The sequence below is a fragment of the Prosthecobacter fluviatilis genome, from assembly GCF_042655725.1.
GTDB classification, from domain to species: Bacteria; Verrucomicrobiota; Verrucomicrobiia; order Verrucomicrobiales; family Verrucomicrobiaceae; genus Prosthecobacter; species Prosthecobacter fluviatilis.
In genome coordinates this window covers 279,715-300,926 of sequence record NZ_JBHSMQ010000007.1, presented here as the reverse complement: position 1 = coordinate 300,926, position 21,212 = coordinate 279,715, and the positions used below count along the sequence as shown (strand labels likewise).

12 protein-coding genes are annotated in these 21,212 nt (G+C 61.6%); 8 read left to right on the top strand and 4 right to left on the bottom strand.

From position 1 onward, the window contains the following. The first annotated feature begins 3 nt into the window (after positions 1-3). Entirely contained in the window at positions 4-726 is a 723-nt protein-coding gene (locus ACFQDI_RS18680) for a tetratricopeptide repeat protein (protein ID WP_377169631.1), read from the top strand. Further along, a complete protein-coding gene (locus tag ACFQDI_RS18675; protein ID WP_377169629.1) occupies positions 723-4,298 on the top strand; it encodes a hydantoinase B/oxoprolinase family protein in 3,576 nt (1,191 codons plus the stop codon). Before ACFQDI_RS18680 ends, ACFQDI_RS18675 begins: the two co-directional genes overlap by 4 nt. Before the next feature lie 123 nt (positions 4,299-4,421). Here ACFQDI_RS18675 and ACFQDI_RS18670 read toward each other — a convergent pair whose 3' ends face one another. From ACFQDI_RS18670 to ACFQDI_RS18655, 4 genes are all read right to left on the bottom strand, one after another. Continuing rightward, on the bottom strand, positions 4,422-5,774 hold the full coding sequence (locus ACFQDI_RS18670; protein ID WP_377169627.1) for a pre-peptidase C-terminal domain-containing protein: 1,353 nt from the start codon (positions 5,772-5,774) through the stop codon (positions 4,422-4,424). 131 nt (positions 5,775-5,905) lie between these two features. Continuing rightward, a complete protein-coding gene (locus tag ACFQDI_RS18665; RefSeq protein ID WP_377169625.1) occupies positions 5,906-7,246 on the bottom strand; it encodes a DUF1501 domain-containing protein in 1,341 nt (446 codons plus the stop codon). Positions 7,247-7,320: 74 nt separating this feature from the next. After that, positions 7,321-10,797, bottom strand: coding sequence for a DUF1553 domain-containing protein (locus ACFQDI_RS18660; protein ID WP_377169623.1), 3,477 nt, complete (start codon positions 10,795-10,797; stop codon positions 7,321-7,323). Positions 10,798-10,858: 61 nt separating this feature from the next. Further along, complete coding sequence (locus ACFQDI_RS18655) at positions 10,859-11,842, bottom strand: heparan-alpha-glucosaminide N-acetyltransferase domain-containing protein (RefSeq protein WP_377169621.1); 984 nt, start codon at positions 11,840-11,842, stop codon at positions 10,859-10,861. Positions 11,843-11,921: 79 nt separating this feature from the next. Here ACFQDI_RS18655 and ACFQDI_RS18650 point away from each other — a divergent pair, with 79 nt between their 5' ends. From ACFQDI_RS18650 to ACFQDI_RS18625, 6 genes are all read left to right on the top strand, one after another. Further along, positions 11,922-14,495: a CehA/McbA family metallohydrolase gene (locus tag ACFQDI_RS18650; protein WP_377169619.1), complete on the top strand. Its 2,574-nt coding sequence runs from the start codon at positions 11,922-11,924 to the stop codon at positions 14,493-14,495. After that, positions 14,492-14,881, top strand: coding sequence for a cytidine deaminase (cdd, locus tag ACFQDI_RS18645; RefSeq protein ID WP_377169617.1), 390 nt, complete (start codon positions 14,492-14,494; stop codon positions 14,879-14,881). The genes ACFQDI_RS18650 and cdd overlap by 4 nt, the downstream gene beginning before the upstream one ends. Positions 14,882-14,891: 10 nt before the next feature. Beyond that, positions 14,892-15,761, top strand: a complete 870-nt coding sequence (locus tag ACFQDI_RS18640; RefSeq protein ID WP_377169615.1) for a D-hexose-6-phosphate mutarotase — start codon at positions 14,892-14,894, stop codon at positions 15,759-15,761. A 177-nt stretch (positions 15,762-15,938) separates the two neighbouring features. After that, positions 15,939-17,222 carry a phenylacetate--CoA ligase family protein gene (locus ACFQDI_RS18635; RefSeq protein WP_377169613.1) on the top strand — a complete coding sequence of 428 codons (1,284 nt, stop codon included), beginning with the start codon at positions 15,939-15,941 and terminating at the stop codon, positions 17,220-17,222. A gap of 106 nt (positions 17,223-17,328) precedes the next feature. Next, on the top strand, positions 17,329-18,003 hold the full coding sequence (locus tag ACFQDI_RS18630) for an ABC transporter ATP-binding protein (RefSeq protein ID WP_377169611.1): 675 nt from the start codon (positions 17,329-17,331) through the stop codon (positions 18,001-18,003). Next, complete coding sequence (locus tag ACFQDI_RS18625; RefSeq protein ID WP_377169609.1) at positions 18,000-21,188, top strand: FtsX-like permease family protein; 3,189 nt, start codon at positions 18,000-18,002, stop codon at positions 21,186-21,188. The genes ACFQDI_RS18630 and ACFQDI_RS18625 overlap by 4 nt, the downstream gene beginning before the upstream one ends. Positions 21,189-21,212: the final 24 nt, after the last annotated feature.

The window sequence follows — 21,212 nt, the reverse complement described above, 5'->3', positions numbered from 1 at the left end:
TTCATGAGACTGCTTCACACCTTCCTGTTTTTGACGCTCGGCATCGCTTCAGCCATGGCACAGGCGGCGAAGGCCGCAGCCCAGCCGCAGGCCTCCGAGGAGGTCAAGAAACTGCTGCTGGAGGCCCGTGAAATGCGCGTAAAGCAGCGCTACACCGATGCCCTGGAAAAACTGGACGCTGCGGAAAAGCTAAATCCCAATGTGGCCGACATCTACGCACTGCGTGGAGACATCTATCTGGCACCACGGCGCCGGGATTTTGACCTCGCACTGCCCCAGTTTGAAAAAGCGGCGCAGCTCCAGCCAGACAGTCCGCTGCCCAAGTTCAATCTGGCTGAATACCACTTTGTGAAGCATGAATTTGGTACGGCGCTGCAATCATTTACCAAACTGATCGCCGACTACCCCAAGCTGCCCATGGTCATCCGCCATCTCGTTCATTACAAGCGAGTGCTGTGTGAGATCAAGCTGGGACATCGCCAGGCCGCCGACCAGATCATCGCGGAGAATTTTACCTTCATGGACGACACGCCTGCCTACTATTTCTGCAAGGCGGCCATCGCCTTTGACGCAGGAGATCCCAACAAGGGCAACGAATGGGTGAAACGTGGCGTGGCCGCTTTCAAAGCACCCAATTGCGAACCCTACTACGACGCCTTTAAAGAGCTGCGCTGGGTGCCTGACCTTGATTTCGCAGCGCCCAAGGATGCCCCCAAACAGCCGTGAAATGGCGCATCGCAGCAGACACCGGCGGAACGTTCACCGATTGCCACGCACTCGATCCTCAAGGGCATGAGTCGCGCTGCAAGGTGCTTTCCACCGGACATCTGCGCGCCGTTGCAGAACGTGGGGTAAACACTCAGCTCCATCTTTCCGGCCTGCCTGCCCTTCCGCCGGGACTGCTCGTTGGCTTCAGCATCCTCGATGCAGGTGGCTTGGCTACGCGAATCATCACTGCTTTCGACCACAGCACCGGCGAGGTAACGCTGGATGCCCCGTCCCCCTGGCCGGCGGGCACACTGCTGGAGCTTTCCACGGGTGAAGAGGCGCCGGTGCTCGGTGCCCGTATTCTGACCAACACGCCGCCGGGCCAGCAGTTTCCACCGCTGGATCTCCGCATCGCCACCACACGAGCCACCAATGCGCTGCTGGAGCACAAAGGCGGACGCATCGCCCTCTTCATCACGCAAGGCTTCGGAGACCTCCTGCAGATCGGCGACCAACGCCGTGGCGATCTTTTCGCGCTGAGACACGTGCCTCGCGTGCTATTCCACGAAGCTGTCTGTGAGGTGCCGGAGAGGGTCAGCATTGCTGGTGAGGTGATTCTGCCGCTCGATGAAAGCTGTGTGCGTGCCGCCGCACAGGATTGCCTTGCCAGAGGCATCTCCACGGCCTCCATTTCGCTGCTGCATGGGCATGCACATCCACAGCATGAGCTGCGTGTGGCCTCCATTTTGCGTGAGTGTGGGTTCACCCATCTGACGCTTTCTCATCAGACCGCCGCCTTTGCCAAGCTGCTGCCCCGTACGCAGAGCACTGTGGCGGACGCCTATCTGCATGCTCCGGTGCAGTCCTTCCTCAATGGCATCCGCAGGGTCTCGCCAGACATGCAGGTGATGACGAGCGCAGGCGGGCTCAAGACCGCCGAGGACATCCGGCCCAAGGACATGCTGCTCAGCGGGCCTGCGGGTGGCGCCATCGGTGCGGCGAATGCCGCACGACGCGTGGGCATCTCCAAGATCATCACGCTCGACATGGGCGGCACCAGCACGGACGTGGCGCGCATCGACTCCCGGCCGGGCTACCGCTTTTCTCAAAACGTGGCGGGCATGCAGCTCCTGGCCCCCTGTGTGGCCATTGAGACGGTGGCCGCTGGCGGGGGCTCGATCTGCCACCTAACACACCATGGTCTGGCAGTGGGGCCGCAAAGCGCTGGCTCAACCCCAGGCCCCGCCTGCTATGGCAAGGGCGGCCCGCTGACCATCACGGACGTGAACCTGCTGCTCGGCCGCTTTGACCCGGCGCGCGCTCCCATCCCTCTGGATATGGATGCGGCACGGCGTCGCCTCAGCGAACTGCATGCACAAATCGGCAGCACGGGTACCGAGACCGAGCTGCTGCACTCGCTGCTGCGCCTGGCCGTGGAGCACATGACCGATGCCATCCGCCGCATTTCCATAGGCGAAGGCTACGCCCCCGCCGAGCACGCGCTGCTTGCCTTTGGCGGCGCGGGCCCGCAGCATGCCTGTGCCGTGGCCGAGGCGCTGGGCATCCAGACAATCCTCGTCCCAGAACATGCCGGCATCCTCAGCGCCGTCGGTTTGCAGGAAGCGGTGCAGGAGCGGATCCTTGAAAAGGAAATCCGCCAGCCACTGGAGGCCGCGCTGACAGTCCTGACTGCCGAGCTTGCAGCCATGCCTCCGGGTGAGCGCACTCAGATCGCCGAGCTGCGGCTCAAAGGCCAGGACACGCCGCTGCAGGTGGAGTTCAACGATCCCGCCGATCTGCCGCAGCTTTACGCATGCGTGTATGAGCGCCTGTTTGGCTACCCGCCGCCGGCCGGTCGCATGATTGAGGTGGTGAGCCTCCGCATTATCGTGAGAGAGCCTCAGGCGACGGCATCTGCGGCTGCTCTGAACGCCGAGACGCTCGATCCCACGCCCGCGCTGATTCAGGATGCCTTCAGCACCATCGTCATCGCGCCGGGATGGACGGCGGAAAAGGTCGCCGGCTTTGGCCATGTGCTGCGCTCTGCCCGTGTGGTGGGTGCAGCCCCCGCGCTCGAGCGCGACCTGCTGCGCCACCGCTTCCACTCCATCGTCAGCGACATGGGTGCCCTGCTCTGCCGCACCGCCATCTCCACCAACATCCGCGAGCGGCTGGATTTCTCCTGCGCCCTGCTGGATCCCCACGGCCGTCTGCTTTCCAGCGCCCCGCACATCCCCGTGCATCTAGGGGCGCTGGGCGTGTGCGTGCGTGAGGTGACCAAGGCCGTGCCCATGCTGCCAGGAGATACCATCATCACCAATCATCCTGCGTATGGCGGCTCACATCTGCCGGATGTGACGCTCATCACCCCCGTGCACGATACGCGGCACCGGCTGATCGGTTACATTGCCAATCGGGCGCATCATGCCGAGATCGGCGGCATCACACCCGGCTCCATGCCTGCCACAGCCACACGGCTGATCGAGGAGGGCGTGGTCATCGCACCGCAGCACCTGATCCGTGGTGGAGCCTCCTGTTTTGATGACATCAGCACCCTGCTGACCACCGCAGCATATCCTACCCGCAATCTGGCCGACAACATCGCCGACCTGCACGCCCAGCTGGCCGCCAACCTGCATGGAGCAGAGCGGCTGCGTGCTCTGGCAGATGATTCACTGCAAGGCCTCATGCAGGGCATCCTGAATCACTCCGCCGCGGTCATGCGCACCCAGATTGCCCGGCTGCCTGACTCGATCTCCGCACAGGAGAGTCTGGACGATGGCTCGGTCATCGCCGTGACGATGCGCAAGGGCTCCGGCAAACTCATGCTTGATTTCACCGGCACCTCGGGAGTGCATCCGCGAAATCTGAACGCCACCACCGCCATCGTGCGCAGCGCCGTGCTGTATGTGATGCGCCTCATGCTGCAGGAGGACCTGCCGCTGAACGAGGGCCTGACAGAGCCGGTGGAAATCCGCTGCTCCGAATCGCTTCTCAATCCCACCTTCACCGGCGTTGCCGCGCTCGATCCCGCCGTGGTGGGCGGCAATGTGGAGGTAAGCCAGCGACTGGTCGATACGCTCATCAAGGCGCTGGGCCTGCAGGCATGCAGCCAGGGCACGATGAACAACTTCCTCTTTGGCGGAGCCGGCTTTGGCTACTACGAAACGATCGCCGGGGGTGCTGGTGCGGGCCATGGTTACCACGGTGCCCATGCGCTGCACACGCACATGACAAACACCGCCATCACCGACCCCGAAATCATCGAGCAGCGCTATCCTGTACGCCTGCGCCAGTTTGCCATCCGGCGTGGTTCCGGGGGTGCTGGAGAATGGCGCGGAGGAGATGGAGTGATCCGCGAGTTTGAGTTTCTGCAGCCGCTCACCGTCAGCCTGCTGACCCAGCACCGCGTGGAGGCTCCCTTTGGTCTGCATGGCGGCTCTGCCGGAAAATGCGGGCGTCAGACTCTGGTGCGTGGCGGCACCTCCACATCGCTGGAGGGTTGCACGTCGTTTGATGTGGAGGCTGGAGATCGCGTGATCATGGAAACGCCGGGCGGTGGTGGATGGGGCAAACGTTCTGGGGTTTGAGGTGCGACAGGCACTCTCGTCGGTCAGCGTTCACGACACGCCCAACGCCTTAAACGCGATGAATACTCGTGTTCCCTGGATGTGGCGAAAGCGCTGATCGACGGACAGGAGTGTCCATCGTACTTAAGGCTTCTTGGCCACCAGCGTCAGCCAGGGATGGTCATCGGTCATGATGAGCAGATCTCCGCGAGGCTCGGTGAATGGGATGGCGTAGGTGGCCTTGAGTGTTTCCACGGCATCCCGTGCGCTGGTGGTGATCTCCACCGCAAAGGGGGCCTGGCTGGCGACGGCTTCGGGAGTGGCTTTGAGGGTGAGCTTCACCTCTCCGCCTTTTGCTGGAATATCCACACTCTCTGCGGTGACACCCGCAGGCAGATTGACCGCCTGGGCCTTGATCTTGCCTGTGTAGATGCCGCTGGGTTTCACAGTGAGCTTCACCTCCACGGACTTGCCCGCTTCGAGGCGGTAGGCATGGGTGTCGAGCGTGGCGGTGAGACTGGGCTTGAAGGGGGCGACGGTCAGCTCATAGCCATGCTCTGCGCTGCCGTGATGGAAGCGGTCGGCGACGACCAGCTTGTACTCGCCATCGCCTGGGGCTTTCCAGCGCAGCGTCGGGTCAAGAACTTCCTTGTCGCTGTCATCCGCCTGCTGCAGCACCTTGCCGGCAGAGTCTTCAATCCGCAGTGCGGCATCCAGCTCACTGTTGTGCAGGCTTTGGGCGCGTACGCGCAGCTGAAGGTCATCGCCTTTCTTGGCATTGAAAGTGTAAGTGTCTTCCTCTCCATTCTTGCTGATGCAGCCATTGACCGTGGCGGGCAATGTCAGGGTCTTGAGCTCGTTCGCTGCGACGGCAGGCTTGGGCTCGTCGGTGACCGTGAGGCGATACACGTGATTGGCGCTGCCTTTGAAGCTCACATCCGCCGCAGGAGGATGGGCAAAAGAAAAAAGCTGCACATACAGCGTGGCGTCGGCTGCAGGGGTGTATTCGATGCGTGGATCGAGATTGTGCGTGTCATGCCCTGCGGCGATCTCCACGCCCTTGTCGTTCAGCAGGCGCATGGCGGGGTCCATGGGAGAGCCAAGTGCGTAGCCATGCAGCTCCAGACGCATGTTTTTTCCCTGCTTTGCCTGGATGGCATAGGTGTCCACATCTCCGGCCTTTTCCAGCACGCCGTTGAAGGTCACGTTCATCTTTGCTGCAGACTGCCGGGCGTCGGCCAGTGTGTCGTTGGGTTCCTTTTCTGTGAGCTCTTCGTACTTGCCCACCTCCACGATGCGCGGCGGCGAGGCGTCGCTCTCATTGTAAAGCCGAACCAGGCAGGGGCCCGGCACAGCCTCCTTGGCAATGCTGAGGAAGAACTTCATCGGCTTGTCGCCACCCAGTACCACCACATGCGGACTGCTGCTCCAGGCAAGAACCCCTTCCTTTTCCAACCCTTTGCCGACAGCTTTCGCCTCCACGCGTGTGCCGATCATGCCGCCCGCAGGAAAGATGCTGTCAAAGGCAGGCGGTGCAGCCGCCAAAGGTGAGGAGCAAAGAGTGACGAATGCCAGAACATGCCAGCCATTCGTCACCCGATGTTTTTCGTTCTTCGTTTTCCGCCGCATCACGCAAAAAGCTCACGGATGGGGCGGCCGCCATTGATCAGCTGCACTGGGCGACCACTGCCAGCGTGAAGCACCTGATGCGGATCAATTCCGAGCTTGGTGTAAAGCGTGACAGCAAAATCTTCCGGCGAGTAGATGTTATCACTGGCGTAGTAGCCCTTGGGGTCGGTGGCACCTACGATGCCGCCGCGCGGGACTCCTGCACCAGCGAAGAGGATGTTCATGGCGCCAGGCCAATGATCGCGACCGGAGTCCTTGTTGATCTTGGGCGTGCGACCAAATTCCCCCAGAGCAACGACCAGCGTGCTTTCCAGCAGGCCACGACGGTCAAGATCGGTAATGAGCCCGGCGAGTCCCTGGTCAAACTTTTGCATGAACTCACCTTTGCAGGTCTTGAAAACGTCGCGGTGGTGGTCCCAGCCGCCGTAGTTCACGGTGACGAAAGGCACGCCAACTTCCACGAGACGCCGTGCCAGGAGCATGCGCTGCCCCAGATCGTTACGGCCGTAGAGATCACGCGTTTTATCGTCCTCCATAGAGATGTCAAACGCCTCCTGGGCCGGCTTCGAGGCGATCAGATCGACTGCCTGACCGTAGAAGGTGTCAAAACTCACCGCCGGATCTTCCGCAAGGGCGCTGTTCAGGCGCTTCATTCGGTCCAGGGAGTGGCGCAGCTCACGACGAGCCAGGCCGCGTGCATCACTGATGTCAGAGGGCAGCACCACATCACGCACCTTGAAGCCCTTCGCGTTGGGATCGCCACCGGCGACGAAAGGCGCATGCTCCGCACCGAGGAAATTGGGGCCACCGCTGCGGGTGATGCTGGGCAGGGTCATGTAGGCAGGCAGGCCGTTTTTCACGCCGCGCTTGTAGCTGACCACACTGCCGAAGGAAGGATGAAAGGTGACAAACGCACCACAGCCCACGGGCACAGGCGTGGGGGCGCCCGTCATCATGTAGTGATTTCCGCCGCCGTGGTTCGGGTCTTTGTGCGTCACACTGCGCAGCACGGTGAATTTGTCAGCCGCTTTGGCCAGATGCGGGACGCTCTCGGAGAAATGCACGCCCGGCACGCTGGTGCGGATGGTGCCCAGTTCACCACGGATCTCGCTCGGTGCGTTCGGCTTGGGGTCAAACATCTCGTAATGCGAAGGGCCGCCATCCAGCCACACCAGAATGCAGTTTACAGGGCGCGACAGCGACGGCTGCGGAGCCTGCGCCGCCATGGCACGTGCACGCAGCATATCTGTAAATCCCAGCCCACCACCTGCGGCGGTGAGGCCAAGTTTCAGAAAGTCACGCCGCATGTGACCGGCGCAGTTGTGTGTGAATCGAGACATTCGTGTTGGGTGTCAGATGTGGAAATTACGCCACTCCCAAACAGTTCTTGCGAAAGCGAACAAAAGTATCGGCTTCAGTGATTAAAAACGAACTCCGCCGAGTTCAGCAGGCTCCACATCACGTCCTCGATGGCGGCCTGGCGGCTGGCGGTTCCGACATCCACGGCCTTGCCAGCAATGGCGGCCTCTTCAGGGGTGGGCAGGCGTGAGTAGCTGGCGAGGTAGAGCTCCTCCACGATCTGCGCGGGCTTGAGATCACTCTTGGCCAGGCGCGCAGCGCGGCCTTTGGCGCTGACGAGCATGTCCTGAAGCTTGGTGGAGTTCATAAGATGCAGGGCCTGCACCACGCTGGGCTTGGCGTCGCGCTCACAAGGGCATTCAGAGCTCGCGTTTGGGCGGCCAAAGGCATCCATGAACTGGCTTTCAAGCTTGTGATTCCAAGTTTGCTTGGCCAGGGTGTCCGAAGGCATGCCGGAGAAAGTCTCGCGCACCTCGGTGACGGTGCACACGGCATCGAGTAGAGTCTCAGCGGGCAGGCGACGGCGGTAGCTGCGGCTGTAGTTTTTCAGATCAGCAACATTCGTCTCGTTCGGCATGCTGCTGAGACGGTAAACCTGGGATAGCATGATGGTGCGCATCAGGTGCTTCAAATCGTAGCCATGCTTTACAAAATCCTGCGCCAGCCAGTCCAGCAGCGCCGCATTGGTGGGCGGGTTGGAGGCGCGGAAGTCGTCCACGGGATCAACGATGCCGCGCCCCATGAAGCTGGACCACACGCGGTTCACGATGGCAGGCGCAAAGTAGGGGTTATGCGGATTGGTCATCCAGTCGGCCAGCGCGGCGCGTGGATCCGTGGTCTCGGGAATGGCGATCTCCTTGTCCGCAGGCGGGCGCGGCTTCAGCGTGGCTTTGGTGACGGGATGCTCGATGCCCGCACTGCCAGGTGCGAACCACATCTGCTCGGGCTCACCGCTGATCGGCGCGGAGATCCCCTGCCCCTTGCGCTTCATCTGAGTGAAGAACGCAGCCATCTGATAATAATCGGTCATGTCCCACTTCTCCGTCGGGTGGTGGTGGCATTTGGCGCACTCAAGGCGTACACCGAGGAATATCTGCCCCACAAAGGTGGCGGCGTCCACGGGCTCGCGTTTGTCGCGCCAGACGGCCACGGGGCCGTTGTGATGCGTGTTGCCCTGCGCGGTGAGCAGTTCGCGCACCAGCTGGTTCCAGGGCTTGTTTTCGCGGAAGCTCTGGCGCAGCCATTGGTCCAGCAGATACACGGGCTTCACACCCACGCGGGAGGGATTGGGACGGATGAGGTCTCCCCATTTGATGGCCCAGTGGTCTGCCCACTCCGGGCGCTGCAAAAGTGCATCCACCCACTGCTCGTGCTTTTTCGGGTCCTTGTTCGCGGCAAAGGCGCGCGACTCCTCCACCGTGGGCAGCATGCCGATGGCATCCAGCGTGCTGCGGCGCAGGAACTCCGCATCGCTGCAGGTGTCGCTGGGCAGGTGGCCGAGCTTTTGCAGGCGTGCATACACGAGCTTGTCGATCTCGTTGCGCACGGTCAGCCCGGCGTAGCGCTCCGGAGGCAGCAGCTTGTCCGCAGGCACCGCCACGCGGGAGATGGCCACCTGCCCCATATAGCGCGCCACAATGACGGTCTCGCCGCTTTCATTTGTGGTCTTCATGTGACCCTCCTCATCCACCGTGGCGATGGACTTTTCTGAGGAGATGTAATCTGTCAGACCAGTGACATCACGCGTGGTGCCGTTGCTGTATTTCGCAGTAACCTTCAGGCTGCCAGCTTCGTTTTTGCGGTAAGTCTTCTCCGCCGGTGAAACGTCAATGCCCGTCAGCGCGGGCTGGTTGGGGGTCTCGTACGGCATGCCCTGCCGTATCCATTCTGCGATGGTCTTTGCGGAGTCGGAGTCCGGCTCAAAACGCTGACCGCCCTCGTGCTGCACACGCACCACGGCCTTTTGCAGCAGCAGGCTGTCCTCCGGCTGTGCGGGAAATACCCGGCGTCCGCGGGAGTCCTTCACCAGCTCCATGTAGTCCCCCTTGGGATCAAAGGCAAAGATGGAGAGCTTGAACCCTGCCTGCCCTGAAGATTTGGCATGGCAGCTGCCGAGATTGCACCCGGCCTTGCTGAGCACGGGCAGGATGTCCTGCGTAAACGAGAGCGCTTGGGGATTGGGCGCGGCGGGCACGGCTGCAGGACCATCCAGCTTGATGATCTTCTGCTTTTCATCGATCTGGTAAACCTCTCCACCATCCGTGGCGGCATACACATTCTTGCCGTCAGCGGCGCTCACGGCGGCATTCGGCACGCCATCGAGAGCGCCGAGGCGTTTGTCTGTGCCGGAGTTGAAGGCAAGACGCACACCGTCATGTGCCTTCAGCTCGGTCACACCATGCACATGGCCATTGTCATTGAAGTAGGTCAGGCTGGTGGAGTCAGGCGACCACAGCAGCGCATTCACCGGCGTGGTTTTGTCCCCCAGCAGCATGATCATCTCCTTGCTGGCGATGTCCCAGACTTTCAGGTCTTTGTCCGCGCTGCCGGTGGCCAGCCACTTGCCGTCCGCATTGAAAGCGACCGCCACAATGTGACCCACATGCCCCTCGATCTTGGCCGTCTCCTTCAGAGTGGCGGCATCCCACACCTTGGCCAGATTGTCCGCGCCGCCTGTGGCGACCTGCTTGCCATCTCGGCTCAGCGCAAGGCTCAGAATGTTGTCTGAATGCGCCTCCACCGTCTGTGCAGGCTTGGACTCGCCAAGCTTCCAGCGGTGCAGGATGCCCTTCTGGCTCATGGCCCCGTCTGCCAAAATGAGCGTGGTCTTGTCCGGCACGAAGACGAGTCCCGTCACACGCCCCTCCAGCGGAGCGGCCAGTGTGTGAGCCACCTTCCAGTCCGCCGCATTCCAAACCAGCACGCTGCGATACCCGCCCGCTGCCAGCAGGCTGCCGTCTGCATTCCAAGCCAGCGACTGCACCACGTCCTTGTGCCCTGCCAAAGTAGTGACCACCGGAGCAGCCTGCGCCGAGACATCACGGATCAGCACCTGATTGCCACGGCCCACGGCCAGCCGTTTGCCATCAGGACTAAGGGCGATGGCCGCCGAGGGCGTGTGCCCGGCAGGCAGCGCGGCCAGCTTGTCCGCAGGCGTGAGTTCGCCAAACTGCTTCAGCGCCGCATCATCCCACGGTGCGCCTGCATTCACCCAGGCCTTGAGCAGGTTGATCTGCTTTTCCGGAAGCTGCTTCTTCGGCGGCATGTGGGCATCGCCGGGGTCGCTGAGCGCTTTGATCAGCGCGCTGTGGTCGGCATCCCCTGAGATCATGGAGGCCCCGTTTTCGCCGCCCTTCAGAGCCAGGTCGCGCGTCTCCAGAGAGAGACCGCCCTTCTTTTTGTCGGCATTGTGGCAGCCCAGGCACTGCGTCTTTAAAAGTCCCATTGCCTGCGCCGGATGCACCTTCGCCACCTCGGCGGCGAGCGGGGTGGTGAGCAGAAACAATGAGATGACGTAGCGGCTTTGAATCATGGGGAATGATTCATCTACGGCTGAAACCGCACGGCTCTTGCCGAGCTCGTGGCGGGTGCTGTCAGGCGCGGCTGCTTTTTGCACGCATCTTACGCCGCTCATTCCCCCACCCTGCCGCCAGCGAGAGCACAAAGAGCAGGACGAAGATGCCAAACACCACCGACATAGGCTGCGTGGGCCCAATCAAAAACTGCAGCGGCTGCCTGGGCAGCGGCACGGCATGAATGAGCAGCAGATGCACCACGTAGAGAGTCAGGGATTCCCGTCCCGCGAGGTGCAGCCACCCGGTGGCCGGACCGACGCACTCTGCCACGCAGGCCACCACCACGGCGGCCATCAGCACCCAGCCCAGGCGCTCCAGAAAGAACTCCGGTGCTCCGCCCGGCCAGGGAGACCATGGCTGCGCAAAAGCCAGCAGCGCCCCCATAGCAAACACAAGCACCGCATGGCGGTCCGGCCTGCCACTCCAGAGGCTGCGCGTCAGAAACCCTGCCAGCCCAAAGCCCACCCAGGGAAACAGCGCGAAGAGCGAGCCCTGGCTGCGGTTGAGGTATTGGTCTATGACCAGCAGCCCCGTGTGCCAGTGCTCGGCGGATGTTTGCAGGCCGACAAAGAAGAGCAGCAAGAAAGCCGCTGCCACCGGCCTCCAACGGCCAAAGCGCTCGGCCAGCAGCATGAGCATGCCGCTGATGGCCAGACAGTGCAGCACATTGACCGTGCAGGCGGCGCGCCATGCCTGCGCATGAAAAAGATCATTCCACGGCACATACATCAGATACCCGATGAGCAGCACCATCAGCAGACGCCTGAGGGCAGGCAGCGCTGGCTTGGGGGCTCCGGCAGTGATGTGCGCCCGCACATAGCCCGCGATCCAGAAGAAGGCGGGCGCGATGAGCCCGTGGTAGTAGCTCATCTCCCGATACCACGCCGTTTTCTGCAGGCCTGCCTCGAGAAAGGTGTTGGCCGAGTGCGTCCACACCATGCCCAGCACGGCCAGACCACGGAAAAGATCGAGCCAGAGGAGACGTTTTGAAGAGCCGGGCACGCACGAGAATAACTAATTTGTTTCCATTCACAAGATGTGACTCCGTGCGGCGTTGGTTACAGCTCTCATTTTCCAACTCATGAAGTCAGCCCTTCTGCTCTCCCTCCTCATGGCAGGCTCATCACTGCCTGCCGCTGAAGTCTTTGAAGCCGCGCTCGGCCGCGAAACCGAACTGCCCAAGGGCAAGGAGGCAGACGGCATCCTGGGCGACTTCGTGCTGCGCAGCGACAAGGTGGAGGCGGTGATTTCGCAAAATTCGCCGAATCGCCGGGCCAACATGAGCACCTTTTACGGCGAGGACGGCGTCACTCCCGGCTGCCTGTATGATCTGACCCTGCGCGGCGCGAACAACGACCAGCTCGTCGTCTATGGCCCCTGCGGCCACGGCCATGTGAGCTATGTAAAGATAGCCAGCTCCAAAGAAAAAAGCGAGGCCGCCGTGGAGTCTGTGACCACCGCAGCAAAAAATGGCGGCGTGTACAAGCGTCATGAATACCGCGTGAAGGACGGCGTGCAGGGCATCTACATCACCACCACCCTGCGCAACGAAACCGACAAGCCTCAGGTCGTTTTCACCAAGTCTGACTTCACCCGCTTTGACTCCACCGGAAAGACCACGGACGGCATCTCCTGGGCAGACGCCATCAATCCGGCCCACAAATGCGGCTACGCTGTCGGCAACCTCGAAATAAAGGGCGCTGACAAAGTGGAGGACAACCTGAGCCTGGCCCCAAAGCAGGAAGTGGTCATCTCACGCTTCTTCGCCATCGGCACCTCGCCAGCGCAAGCGGTGGGCGAGTTTCGCTCCGTCAAAGGTGACAAACTTGGCACGGTGAGCGGCACGATCGCCGACGGCAGCGGCAAAGGCGTGAGCACAGCCAAGATCGTCGTGCCCGAAGGTGACAAAGGCATTCCCGCCTATCCGGATGCCGATGGCAAATACAGCCTCAAACTCCCGCAGGGACCGGCCGAGCTGCAGGTCGTGGACCTGGGCCGCACGGACGCCAAAATCTCCCTGACCGTGGCCGAAGGAACGACCGCCGCGCCCAAGGTGACCATGTCCGGCGCCTCGCGCATTCGATTTGAGATCACCGATGAAGCCGGCAAGCCCATTCCCTGCAAGGCCCACTTTGCCCCGCTGGACGAGGGCGCGCCAAAGCTCGATCTCGGCCCCAAGTGGCGCGCACACGGCTGTGTGGACCAATACATGAGCGAGAACGGCCATTTCACCCAGCAGCTGCCCCCGGGCAAATATCACGTCGTGGTAGTCCGCGGCCCTGAGTACGCCCACCTGAAAAAGGAGATCACACTCGAAGCCGGAAAGGAAGCCGTCTTCAAAGGCACGCTCAATCGTATCGTGGACACCAAGGGCTGGATCAGCGCCGACTTCCACAACCACAGCACCCCCAGCGGTGACAACGTGTGCGACACCGACGGACGCCTGATCAACATCGCGGCGGAGAATCTGGAATTCACCCCCACCACCGAGCACAACCGCTTCTATGACTGGGAGCCAACGATCAAGGCACTGGGGCTGGAGAACCACGTCAAGACAGTCAAGGGCATCGAGCTGACCGGCAGCCGGCAGCACGTCAATGCCTTCCCGTTTGAGCCCGAGCCGCTCAAGCAGAACGGTGGCGCTCCCGAATGGAATGACGATCCGCGCATCACCGTGCTGACCCTGCGCCGCTGGCAGACGGAGCGTGCGGACCGCTGGATCCAGTTCAACCATCCAGACCTCTCCAACATGTTCATCGACCGCGACAGCGACGGCATTCAGGACGGCGGTTTTGTGGGCGTGGGCAGCATGATCGACGGTGCCGAATCTCAGAACGGCGCAGGCACCGAAATCCTGGCCGAGTCCCCTTTCACTCTGAGCCGGCCCAAAGGTTCGCTGGCCATGAAGGTCTCAGCAGTGCGTGAGTTTGTGTGGCGCCAGCTGCTGAACCAGGGCCTTCGCGTCACCGCCGTGGGCGTGGCAGATGCGCACTCGGTCTATGGCAATGGCGTCGGCTGCTGGCGCTGCTACCTGCCCAGCAGCTCTGATGAGCCCGCCAAGATCGACTGGTCGGAACTCTCCCCGCATGCCAAGGCCGGACACCTGGTGCTCAGCACCGGTCCCTTTCTGGAAGTGACCACGCAGAACGGCAAGATCGCCGGAGACGATGACCGTTCCACCGGCGGCATCGACCTCAAGGTGCGCGTGCAGTGCACCGACTGGATGGACATCGACCGCGTGCAGGTGCTGGTGAACAGCCGCCCGGACCCCAAGCTCAATTTCACCCGCGCCACCCACCCCCAGATGTTCAAGAACGGCGTGGTGAAGTTTGATGAAAAAATCCATGTGCCTCTGCAGCACGATGCGCATCTCATTGTCGTAGCCATCGATGAAGACGGCGACCAAAAAACCTGCTACGGCACCAGCGACTACGCCAAGGTGCGCCCCTGCGCTTACAACAACCCCATCTATGTCGATGCCGACGGCAACGGGTTCACCCCAAACGGCGACACCCTCGGTTTTGACCTGCCCACGGGCGGGCTCAAGGCGGACGCGGCCAAGGAAAAGCTCAGCCGCGCAGGTCTGATCAAAGATGGGCCGCAATCTGCTGCACCGGCACCTGCCGCAGAGCCGAATAAGAACAAGAAGAAATGATGACTGTAGCCTCCGCACTCCTGGAATCAGCCACCGCCGCTGCCGCGAAAGCTTACGCCCCCTATTCGCACTTCCAGGTCGGCTGTGCGCTGCTGACTGCGAAAGGAAACCTGTTCACAGGCTGCAACGTGGAGAATGCAAGCTACGGCCTGACCATTTGTGCGGAGCGCAGCACCATCTTTCATGCCGTGGCTGAGGAGGGCCCGGGCATGAAGATCGCTCAGCTGGCGGTGGTCGCGCTGGGACAGGAGTTCCCTCCCTGCGGGGCCTGCCGGCAGGTGATCGCTGAGTTTTCAGGGGCGGAGACGCCCATCTGGTTCATGAGAGATGGAAAACCGGTGATGCTTACAACGGCGGAGTTGCTGCCAGCGAGCTTCAAGTTATGAGTGGGTCTCCATGACTCTCCCACCCTCCGTCACCCTTGCCGAAGACCCCGCAGGCTACCCCATCCTCATCATTGAACATGCTTCGGCGACGGGCCGCATCGCACTCAACGGAGCGCATGTGACGGACTGGATTCCCGAGGGGCATGATCCAGTGCTTTACATGAGCGCCGAGGCGGTGATGGAAGTGGGAAAGCCCATCCGCGGCGGCATCCCGGTCTGCTGGCCCTGGTTCGGCCCGCACCCGGCAGACAGCAGCAAGCCGGCGCATGGCTTTGTGCGTCAGATGCTGTGGGAGGTTGATGCAGCCCGCGAGACTGAAACGGCAGTGGAGATTGTGCTCAAGCTTTCAGACTCTGCCGCTACAAAAGCTTTCTGGCCGCAGGCCTTCTCCACACGGCTGCACGTCCACATGGGCGCCACTCTGCAGGTCACTCTGCAGGCTGCCAACACCGGCACCACTGCCTGGAGCATGACCGGAGCCCTGCATACCTACCTGAATGTGGAGGATGTACGCAAAGTCAGCATCCACGGCCTGCACGGCACCCAGTATGTGGAAGGCCGCCTGTCCCCTGACAAACGTCCGCAGCACGGCACCATCGCCATCGATCAGGAAGTGGACCGCATGTATGTCTCTGATGCCACCGTCATCGTGCATGATCCGCTGTGGAAGCGTGAACTGGTCATCGAAAAAGCCGGCAGCCTGGCCACCGTGGTGTGGAATCCATGGATCGAAAAATCCAAGCGCCTCGCAGATCTCCCAGATGAGGCCTACCCGGAGTTTCTCTGCATCGAAGCCGCCAATGCGGGAGAGGATGTGGTGACCGTGCAGCCCGGCCAGGAGCACCTGCTGATGCAGCGCATCGAGGTGCGAAAACTTTAGCCCTCTCTGTGGTGCTGACACCCACACTTTGAATCCATTGCGTATGGGTGGCGAAACCCGAATGTGCGAATTCAGCTGGACATTCGGATTTTTCCACCCTGCGTTATTTTGGATCCGTCATTTTCTCAATCCACCCCACTGCTTGACCCCGTCCCATGCCTCGCCATGTCTGGGGTCATGTCCGATGGCCCACCATTGATTGACCGGGTTCGTTTGCGTTCCAACCAGTGGCGCAAGCTGCGCTCCATCGTGCTCAACCTCGCCACGACGGACAGCTTTTACGGCAAAAAAATCCGTGAATGGGAGCTGAAGGTGAGCCGGCTCAACCGGGTGGACGATTTCATCGCACAAGTGCCCTTCACGACGAAGGCTGACATCCAGGCAGACCGCGTTGCTCACCCGCCATTTGGCACCAACCTGACGCGGGCCATCAGCCAGTACACACGGTTTTGCCAGACCAGCGGCACCAGCACCGGAGTACCGATGGCCTGGGTGGACACACCTGAGAGCTGGGATGCCATGCTCAAATGCTGGCAACGCGTGTTTGATGCGGCAGGTCTGGTCAAAGGGCGCGACCGCATTTTCTTCGCCTTTTCATTTGGTCCCTTTCTTGGCTTTTGGACGGCCTATGAGGCGGCGGCCAAGGATTACCTCATCATCCCTACGGGTGGCATGTCCAGCCAGGCCCGGCTGGAGGCCATGGCGCGCTATGGCGCCACCGTACTATGCTGCACGCCCACCTATGCACTGCGTCTGGGGGAGCTGATCGGCTCGCTTTCCGGGGTGGACCGCACGAGCCTGCGGATCAACAAAATCATCGTCGCAGGTGAAACAGGTGGCAGCGTGCCCGAGGTGCGCAAGCGGCTTGAGGAGCTATGGCAGGCCCGGGTGTTTGATCATCATGGCATGACCGAAGTCGGACCGGTCAGCTATGAGACAGAAGACATGCCACGGGACCTCGTGGTGATGGAGGAATCCTATCTGGCTGAAATCGTCGATCCGAAAACCGGCGTGGAAGTGGAGGACGGCCAGCACGGCGAGCTGATCCTTTCCACACTGGACCGCACCGCCTGCCCCCTGCTGCGCTACCGCACGGGAGACTGGGTGAAGAAGAAAACCCATCGCGGCCGGCTGATGCTCGAAGGCGGCATCCTCAGCCGCGTGGACGACATGGTCGTGGTGCGTGGCGTGAACATTTACCCCAGCGCAGTCGAGGCCGTCGTGCGGCAGTTTCCCGAAGTGGTCGAGTACATGGTCGAGCAGCGCAAAGTGGACGCCATGGACGAGATCGAGCTCGTGGTCGAAATTTCCGGCAATGCGGCCAAACCGTTGATCAAACGCCTGGAGGCCAAGCTCAAGGACACTTTTTCACTGCGCATTTCGGTACGGCTCGCCGAGCCCGACAGCCTGCCGCGGCATGAGTTCAAGGCGAAGCGCTGGCGAATTATTCCTGCAGAGTGAACGGTCTGCAGCGTTTCAAATGATGAAACTCGAATGACAATCCCGGCGTCGTTGACGCCACATTTTCCTGCTGTTCAACCGCCACCTGTTTGTTTACGCTCACACCATGCCACTCATCCAGCTAACCAACGTTTCCAAATCCTACACCGACCCAGGCAGCGGAGCACAGGTGCCGGTGCTGCGCGGCATCAATCTCAGCATAGATGCTGGCGAGTCTGTGGCAATTGTAGGCCCCTCGGGGTGCGGCAAAAGCACCCTGCTGAACATTCTCGGCACACTCGACCTGCCAGACTCGGGTGACATCCTGTTTGACGGTGATTCATTGGCCAGCCTGACGGCGCAGCAGCTTGCCGCAGTGCGCAGCCAGAACATCGGCTTCATCTTCCAGCTGCATCACCTAATGCCGCAGTGCTCCGTGGTGGAAAACGTTCTTCTGCCCACGCTCGCACTGAAGTCGGCTCCGGCAGACGCCCTGCAGCGTGCTGAGTCACTTCTGGAGCAGGTGGGCCTCAAGGACCGCATGAACTGGAAGCCGGCACAGCTTTCGGGTGGCGAGCGCCAGCGCGTGGCCTTTGTGCGTGCCTTGATCAACCAGCCGCGGCTCATCCTGGCCGATGAACCGACCGGCGCCCTGGATGAAAACAGCGCCGAGGCTCTGACCGACCTGCTGCTCCAGCTGCAGAAGAGCAGCGGGGTCACCCTGATCATGGTCACACACCATCGTGCACAGGCAGACCGAATGGGCCGTGTGCTGACGATTCACGAAGGCACCCTGCAATGAAACTCACGGATTACGTCCTCCAGTCTGCGCGCCACTACTGGCGTGGTCATCTGGGCCTGCTCTTTGGCACCTTCCTTGCCGGCACGATCCTGACCGGCTCCATGCTGGTGGGAGACTCTGTGCGCGCCAGCTTGGAGCGTGTGGCGGCCATGCGCCTGGGCAAGGTGGAGGGCGGCGTCCTGGGCGGCGACCACTGGTTCACTGAAAACCTGGCGCGCAAAACCCACTCGGCCCCTGTAATTATCGCCACAGGTGCGGCAAGCGCCGCAGGCGGAAAGGTGCGTGTAAACGGCGCCCAGGTGCTGGGCGTGGATGCTGCTTTCTGGAAGCTCAGCACGAGCTCAAAAAGCATCGCCTTTGACAAATCATCCGTGGCCGTCAACGAGCCGCTGGCACGCAAGCTGGGCGTGAAAGTGGGTGACACCATCCTCGTGCGGCTGGAGCGCCCCAGCGCCATCTCGCGCGACGCACCGCTCTCCGGCAGCACCAATCAGGACATCTCCCTGAGGCGCACCGTCGCCGCGGTGGTCAGCGCCGAAGACTTTGGCACCTTTCAGCTCATTGCCTCCCAAGTGGCCCCGGATTCAGTGTTTGTGAATCTTGCCGATCTGCAGAACCAGCTTGAAATGGACGGGCGGATCAATGCGCTGCTGCACCCGGAGTTCACCTCATTGCGGGCGCATCTGGAGCAAAACCGCACGCTCGAAGATTTCTCCCTGCGTCTCAAACGCATCGAAGGCGCAAAGAAGGAATGGGAGATCAGCACCAGCCGCGTCTTCATGGAGCGAAGCCTTGCCGAGAAGCTCATCGACTTCAAAGGTGCCTACGGTGTGCTGACCTACCTGGTGAATGGCATCACTTCGAAGCAGGGCGCCACCCCCTACTCCATGGTGACGGCCACAGGACAGGGCAAGGATGATGAAATCACCATCACCCAATGGCTTGCGGATGACCAGAAACTGGCGGTCGGCGACGAGCTGGAACTCAAATATTTCGCGGTAGGCCTGGGGAGGGATCTCAAGCAGCAGTCGGCAAAATTCAAAGTGGCCGCGATCCTGCCCATGGATGCCCCCAAGGTCACCAAGGCATGGACACCGGAATTCCCCGGGGTCTCAGATGTGGACAACTGCCGCGACTGGGAGCCCGGCATCCCGATGGACATGAAAGCGATCCGCGACAAGGACGAAGCCTACTGGGATGAGTTTAAAGGCACACCGAAAGGGTTCATCTCGCTGGCGGCAGGCCAGAAGCTTTGGGCCAACCGGTTTGGCAATCTCACCGCGATCCGCCTGCCGAATGAAGGCCAGACCATGGAGGCCAAAAGCAATGCGCTCGCGCTGCGCCTGAAGCTTGCGGACGTCGGTCTGGTGCCGCAAAATTTCAAACAGGCGGCAGGCAGCGCCGCCAAGGGCAGTGTGGACTTCGGCGGCCTCTTCATCGGTCTGAGCATGTTTTTGATCGCGGCTGCCCTCGTCTTTGCAGCCTTGCTCTTTCTCTTCACGCTGGAGCGTCGATCCTCGCAGATCGGCCTGCTGCTGGCCGTCGGCTGGACACGCGGCATGGTGCGGCGTGCGTGGCTGCTGGAGGCTGGAGTCGTCGCCACGGCGGGCATCGGCCTGGGCGTGTTTGGCGGCATGCTGTACACGCAAACGGCGCTGCATGGCCTTTCGGCTATCTGGACCGGAGCTACTCAGGGGCTGCCTCTGGTGTTCAGCGCCAGCCTGGGCACCGTATGCAGTGCGGCGCTGGGCACGCTGGCCGTGGTGCTGCTCACCCTGGGGTGGGCCAGCCGTAGGCTCTTCAAAGTCCAGGCGCGTGATCTGCTGACCGGTTCCTGGAGCGATGACCTGGCTCCTTTGCAAAAGAAGCATGGCGGCAAAATGACGCTGATTTTTGCGGTTGTGGCCATGGCTCTGCTGCCTGCCGGATTTGTGATGAAGAACCCGGAAGCTGTCGCTGGCATGTTCTTCGGCTCCGGCATGCTGATGATGATCTCAGGTCTTCTTTTGCTGCGTGGCTGGATGCGCCGGGACAGCGGCACCATGGCACGCTCGCTCCGGCAGATCGGCCTGCGCAATATTTCGCGCCGACCTTCTCGCAGCCTTTCGGTGATCGGCATGATGGCAGGCGGCATCTTTCTGGTGGTGGCGGTCAATGCTTTCCGCATGAGCGCGGGAGACCCCACCGAGCGTCACTCAGGCACTGGTGGCTTTGCGCTTGTCGGAGAATCATCGCTGCCGGTGTATGAAGACCTGAACGCGAAAGCGGGCTGGGATGCCTTTGGTCTGGATGAAAAGCTCATGCCGCAGGCACGGGTGGTGCCCTTCCGTGTACGTGAAGGAGATGACGCCAGCTGCCTGAACCTCAACCGTGCCCAGAAGCCCGTGCTCGTGGCCGCAGACCCAGCCAAACTCGCCGGAACCTTCGCGTTTACCGCAGGTGCATGGGACATGCTCAATGAACAAGCCTGCATTCCTGCCATCGTGGACCAGGCTACCGCCATGTGGGGCCTCGGCAAAGGTCTGGGAGACATGATGGACTATCAGGACAGCTCTGGAAACACCTTCCAGGTGAAGATCGTCGGCTTGCTGGCCGGCTCGATCCTGCAGGGCAAAATGGTCATCAGCGAGAAGGACTATCTGTCGAAATATCCGGATGCCGCAGGCTACCGCTTCTTTTTGATCGACGCCAAGCCAGAGCGGTCTGCCGAGCTCGCCGAGCATCTCACACGCCAGCTTGAGCAGCGCGGCCTCGCTCTGGAGCCCACTCAGCAGCGGCTGGAGCTGTTTCTGAGCGTGCAAAACACCTACATCGGCATCTTCACCGTGCTGGGTGGCCTAGGCGTGCTGCTGGGCACAGCCGGCATCGGCGTGCTCATTGCCCGGCATGTGCTGGAGCGGCGCGGTGAGCTGGGCCTCATGCAGGCGCTGGGCTTCCGAGCCGGAGTGCTGCGGAGCATGATCATGGGAGAGCACAGCGTGCTTCTGGTGCTGGGCGTCTTCCTCGGAGTGCTCACCGCAGCACTGGCCGTGCTGCCACAGTTGATTGAGCGTGGAAGCGGGCTGCCTCTGGGCTTCCTCGTTGAGCTCATCGTCGCCGTCCTCGCCTTCGGCCTCGTGGTCTGCGCCATCGCCGTCGCCACCGCCGTTCGCGGCCGCCTCACCGATTCCATCCGGCGGGAGTGAATGGTCTTTACCCCGCTGCCAAGA